This window comes from Micromonospora globispora, assembly GCF_003857015.1.
In the GTDB taxonomy this organism is placed as follows: domain Bacteria; phylum Actinomycetota; class Actinomycetes; order Mycobacteriales; family Micromonosporaceae; genus Micromonospora; species Micromonospora globispora.
Genome location: NZ_QGGF01000089.1, coordinates 1 through 5,039 on the forward strand (window position 1 = coordinate 1; position 5,039 = coordinate 5,039).

Here is a 5,039-nt window from a genome sequence, read left to right on the forward strand (position 1 = left end):
GGGCAGGCCATCGCCGTCCGGGGCGGCCTCGACGGAGGAGCCGCGACCGGCGGCGAACGGCAGCACCGGGCTCGCGGAGTCGGGGCGTTCCCGGCTGGGCCGGGCGGCCCGTGGCCGGGGCAGCGTGCTGAGCCGGGTCACCTTGGCCATCCGGCGGTCGTCCACCGTCGCCGCCTCGGCATCCGGGCCGGTCGGGCCCACCGCCGGCTCGTCGGTGACCAGGTCGGCCGGGATGAGCACCACCGCGGTGATCCCGGTGGGCGTGGCCCGCCGGAGCTGCACCCGTACGCCGTGCCGCTCGGCGAGCCGGGCCACCACGAAGAGCCCGAGCCGGGCACTGTCGGCCGGGTCGAACTCGGGCGAATCCGCCAGCCGGCGGTTGGCGTCCTCGACGGCCTGCGGCGACATGCCGAGACCCCGGTCGGTGATCTCGATGGCGTACCCGTTCGGCACGGCCTGGCCGGAGACCTCCACCCGGGTACCGGGCGGAGAAAAGACGGTGGCGTTCTCGATCAGTTCGGCGAGCAGGTGGATCACGTCGCCGACGGCCCGTCCCAGCACCCCGGCCGGCTGCATTGCGCCGACGTCGACCCGGTCGTACGACTCCACCTCGGAGATCGCGCCGCGGACGACGTCGACCGCGGCGACCGGGCTCCGCCAGCCCCGGCCGGGCGCCGCGCCGGCAAGGATGACCAGGTCCTCGGCGTGCCGCCGGAGCCGGGTGGCCAGGTGGTCCACCTGGAAGAGGCCGGCCAGCTCGTCCGGATCCTCGGCGTGCCGCTCCAGCCGGTCCAGCAGGGCCAACTGCCGGTGCACCAGGCCCTGGCTGCGCCGGGCGATGTTGAGGAAGACCTCGTTGAGGCCCCGGCGCAGGGCGACCTCGTCGACCGCCGCCTGGACGGCGGTCCGGCGCACCTCGTTGAACGCGCGCCCCACCTGGCCGATCTCGTCGCCGGCGTGGTCGAGCTCGGGCGCCTCCCGGGCGACGTCCACCTCCTCGCCGCGGCGGAGCCGGGCCACCACGTCGGGCAGTCGTTGCTCGGCCATCTCCAGGGCGGCCGTCCGGACGCCGGTCAACCGCCGGGCCAGCGAACGGCCGACCCGCAGCGCCACCAGGACGCTCACCACGATCGCGATCAGGCCGAGCACCCCGACGGCGCCGAGCCGGAGCAGGATGTTGACCGCCATCGGCACGGAGCGTTCGGCCAGCCCGTCGGCCTGACTCAGCTCGAAGTCCCGCAGGCCCTGCTGGACGGCCGCCTGGCTGCTCTCCCAGGTGCGCACGTCGAGCTGGGGCGGCAGGCCGTCGGCCCGGACGAGGGCGTCCTGCAGGGCGCGCAGCCGGACGAAGGCCGCCCCCTCGGTCAGCCGCTGGTAGGCGGCGCGGTCCGCCTCCGGCAGGTCGGCCACCGCCGTCTCGGCGAGGAACCGCTGGTTGTTGATGGTCCGTACGAGCTGGTCGTGCTCGCCCTCGGCGAACCGGCCGGCGACCAGCGCGCCGGCAAGCAGCGCATCGGTCTGGCCGAGCAGTTCCCGCGAGCGGCCGAGCGCGGTGAGCGCGAGCGCCTCCCGGTTGAGGTCCGCGTCGGGCAGCGTGGCCATCGCGGAGAACGCCTGGAAGGCCGAGGAGATCATTCCGTTGTAGAGGCCGAGCGCACCGGCCCGGTCCACCTGCCGCCGGTCGATGAAGCCGCGGCCGCTGGGCAGCGCGTCCAGCGCGGCCACCAACTGGTCGAGCCGGGTGTCGAGCAGGTCGGTGGCGGCGTCGCGCAGCTCGTCCCCGTCGACCCGGCGGCGCAGCTCGGCGACCGCCCGGTCGGTACGCAGCCGCTGCTCGGCCAGGGCGGGCAGCTCGGCGTCACCGGCGAGTTGGACCACCGAGAGCCGGCGTTCCCGTTGCAGCTCGGCGACGGCCGTCTCGCCGGGACGGCCCAGGTCGTAGAGGAGGGTGCGGGCGGCGAGCAGATCCAGGGCGGGACCGAAGGTGAGCGTGGTGGCGAAGATCCAGAGGGCCAGCAGCGCCGTCACCGGACCGATGACCAGCGCGGTCAGCTTGGCGCGGATCGGCCAGTCGCGGGTGTTCATCAGACCTCGCCCGGAAGGATTCGCAGGGGTGGCACCGGCACCGGCCGGGCAGTTTCCCGGCCACGGCGCCGGGCCCCGGCTCGGGCACCTTGGGCAGGATACGTAATCACGGACCGAAGCACTACCGGCCGTTCGCCGGTAACTACCGTCTGGGACGTTCCGCTGTGGAGGACCAACGGCGCGAGCGCCCCGCCGGTAGGAACCGGCGGGGCGCTCGTGGTCGGAGGCGCGGATCAGGCGTTGACCGAGATGCCGAGTCCTTCGGCGACCCGACGGCCGTACTCCTCGTCGCACTGGCTGAAGTGCCAGACCATCTTCTCCTGGAGGTGCTTGTCGCACTGGGACAGGTTGGTGACCAGGTTGAGGATCAGGTCGTCCCGCTGCCAGTCGGCCATCTCGCGGTAGCGCCGGCCGGCCTGCGCGTAGTTGTTCTGCCGCTCGATCGGCGCCTTCATGATCTGGCCGGAAACGAACGGGCGGTACTCCCGGTAGGACTCGTCGGCCTCGGCCAGTCCGGCCACCGAGGACGGCTCGAAGTTGATGTGCGGGTTTTCGCCGCGGTTGTCCACCCCGTACGACATCTGGCCGCCGGTCTGATTGGTGCTCACCGGCACGTCCTCCCGCGGCCGGTTGACCGGCAGCTGGAGGTAGTTCGGTCCGACCCGGTAGCGCTGGGTGTCCGAGTAGGAGAACGTCCGGCCGGCCAGCATCTTGTCGTCGGAGAAGTCGATCCCGTCGACCAGCACACCGGTGCCGAAGGCGATCTGCTCGTTCTCGTTGTGGTGGTCGGTGATGTTCCGGTTCAGCGTCATCATCCCGACCGGCAGGTACGGGAACTGCTCCTCGGGCCAGATCTTGGTGTCGTCCAGCGGGTCGAAGTCCAGCTCGGGGTGCTCGTCGTCGCTCATGATCTGGACGTTGAGCTCCCACTGCGGGTACTCGCCACGCTCGATCGCCTCGTACAGGTCCTTGGAGGCGTGACCCAGGTCGGTGGCCTGGATGGCGTCCGCCTCGGCCTGGGTGAGGTTGTGCTCGCCCTGCTGGGTCAGCCAGTGGAACTTGACCAGCACGCCTTCGCCCCCGGCGTTGACGAACCGGTAGGTGTTCACGCCCGAGCCGCGCATGGTCCGGTAGTTCTTCGGGATGCCGTACGGGGAGAAGAGCCAGGTCAGCATGTGCATCGACTCGGGGGTGTTCGACATGAAGTCGAAGATCCGGTTCGGCTCCTGCCGGAAGGTCACCGGGTCGGGCTTGAGCGAGTGGATGACGTCCGGGAACTTGATCGCGTCCCGGATGAAGAAGACCTGGAGGTTGTTGCCCACCATGTCCCAGTTGCCGTCGTCGGTGCGGAACTTCACCGCGAAGCCGCGCGGGTCGCGGGCCGCCTCGGAGGAGTCGCGGCCGCCGATGACGGTGGAGAAGCGGATGGTGACCGGGGTCTTCCCCCTGGTCTGGAACAGCTTGGCGCGGGTGTACGTCGACGCCGGCTGGTCGCCGATCGTCCCGTACGCCTCGAACTCGCCGTGCGCGACGAAGCCTCGCGCGTGCACCACCCGCTCGGGGATCCGCTCCCGGTCGAAGTGGCTGATCTTCTCCAGGAAGTGGTAGTTCTCCAGCGTCGCCGGGCCGCGCGAGCCGACGGTCCGCTGCTGCTGGTTGTTGTGCACGGGGTGGCCCTGACGGGTGGTGAGGATCGGCTTGGAGTTCGGCATCACCCCACCCAACCGGCTTTTCTGGAATGAGTCAAGTTTTGGTGGCAGGGTCGTCCTGTGGGCCGCGCCAAGGGCGGCGGGGGTTTCGGGTGCGGAATGGGTAAGGAAAGTGCCCCGGATCGGGATTGGCGATCAGTGCGCGGAGGGAATACCAGCGGGCGAAGGAGGAGCCATGTCGCCCACACAGGTAGTCGTCATAGTCATCGTCGTGTTGGTGCTCGCGGCGCTGGCCGCGGTCGCCGTGGTGGCGAGCCGCCGCCGCGCGCTCAAGCAGCGCTTCGGTCCGGAGTACGACCGGGCCGTCGCCGAGCAGGACAGCCGCAGCGCGGCCGAGCGGGAGCTGCGGGAACGGGAACGCCGGCACGCCCAGCTGGAACTGACCCCGCTCAGCCCCGAGTCGCGGGCCCGCTACGCCGCCGCCTGGGAGGAGCTCCAGGTCCGGTTCGTGGACTCCCCCGCCGACACCGTCGGCGACGCCGACGAGCTGGTCAGCCGGCTGATCGCCGAGCGTGGGTACCCCACCGGGGACTTCGACGAGCAGATCGCCCACCTCTCCGTCGAGCACGCCCGCACCCTGACCCACTACCGGGACGCCCACGAGATCCGGCTGCGCAACGAGCGCGGCGAGGCCACCACCGAGGAGCTCCGTCAGGCGTTGGTCCACTACCGGGCGCTCTTCGCCGACCTGCTCGGCGAGGACCCGGTCGGGCACCAGCCGCCGCCGGAGCAGCGCCACCCGGACCACCCGCATGACGACGTCACAAGCCGCTGAGGAGGCCGCCGCGATGCGCCAGGAAGAGCAGCAGGTCAGGAACGAGCACCCGGAGGCCGTCCGGTCCGCGCCGGTGCCGGTGCCGCCACCGGGCGACCTCGGCGACGGGGACCGGCGCGACGCCGCCCGGACCGACGTGCCGGAGGACGCGCTGGACGATCGGGGCACCTTCGACGACCCGGCGGTGGTGGGCGACCGGCCGGACGACCGGTTGGACGCCGACCGGCGTACGGATGAGGCGGAGGCGCTGGACGAGACCCGCCCGGACGACCTGCGGGAGACCCGGGCGGCGACCGCGGACGCGGAGGCCGCCGACACCGACCGGGAGGGCCGGCCGGAGTTCCACGAGCCGGCGCCGGTGCCGACCACCTTCGGCGCGGCCACGGTGGCCGACGCGGTGGCCGCGTCGGCGATGGCCAGCGGGCGGCCGGAGGACGAGCGGGACCCGCGCGGCGAGGACACCGCCGTGC

The 5,039-nt window shown here is 72.2% G+C and carries 3 protein-coding genes and 1 pseudogene; 2 read left to right on the plus strand and 2 right to left on the minus strand.

The annotated features are described in order from the left end of the window. Both DKL51_RS03270 and DKL51_RS03275 read right to left on the minus strand, forming a co-directional pair. Positions 1–2,085, minus strand: a 2,085-nt coding sequence (locus DKL51_RS03270; protein WP_124811706.1) for a sensor histidine kinase, incomplete at its 3' end; no start/stop codon positions are given. 233 nt (positions 2,086–2,318) lie between these two features. Next, a complete protein-coding gene (locus tag DKL51_RS03275; RefSeq protein WP_109947860.1) occupies positions 2,319–3,797 on the minus strand; it encodes a catalase in 1,479 nt (492 codons plus the stop codon). 172 nt (positions 3,798–3,969) lie between these two features. Here DKL51_RS03275 and DKL51_RS03280 point away from each other — a divergent pair, with 172 nt between their 5' ends. Next, complete coding sequence (locus DKL51_RS03280; RefSeq protein WP_109947858.1) at positions 3,970–4,569, plus strand: hypothetical protein; 600 nt, start codon at positions 3,970–3,972, stop codon at positions 4,567–4,569. 13 nt (positions 4,570–4,582) lie between these two features. After that, positions 4,583–5,039, plus strand: a pseudogene (locus DKL51_RS03285) (hypothetical protein); the annotation flags it as partial.

What these genes read in the sequence shown, in the direction of transcription:
- DKL51_RS03275 (WP_109947860.1), bottom strand. Translation starts at nt 3,797, where the DNA reads ATGCCGAACTCCAAGCCGATCCTCACCACCCGTCAGGGCCACCCCGTG.
- DKL51_RS03280 (WP_109947858.1), top strand. Translation starts at nt 3,970, where the DNA reads ATGTCGCCCACACAGGTAGTCGTCATAGTCATCGTCGTGTTGGTGCTC.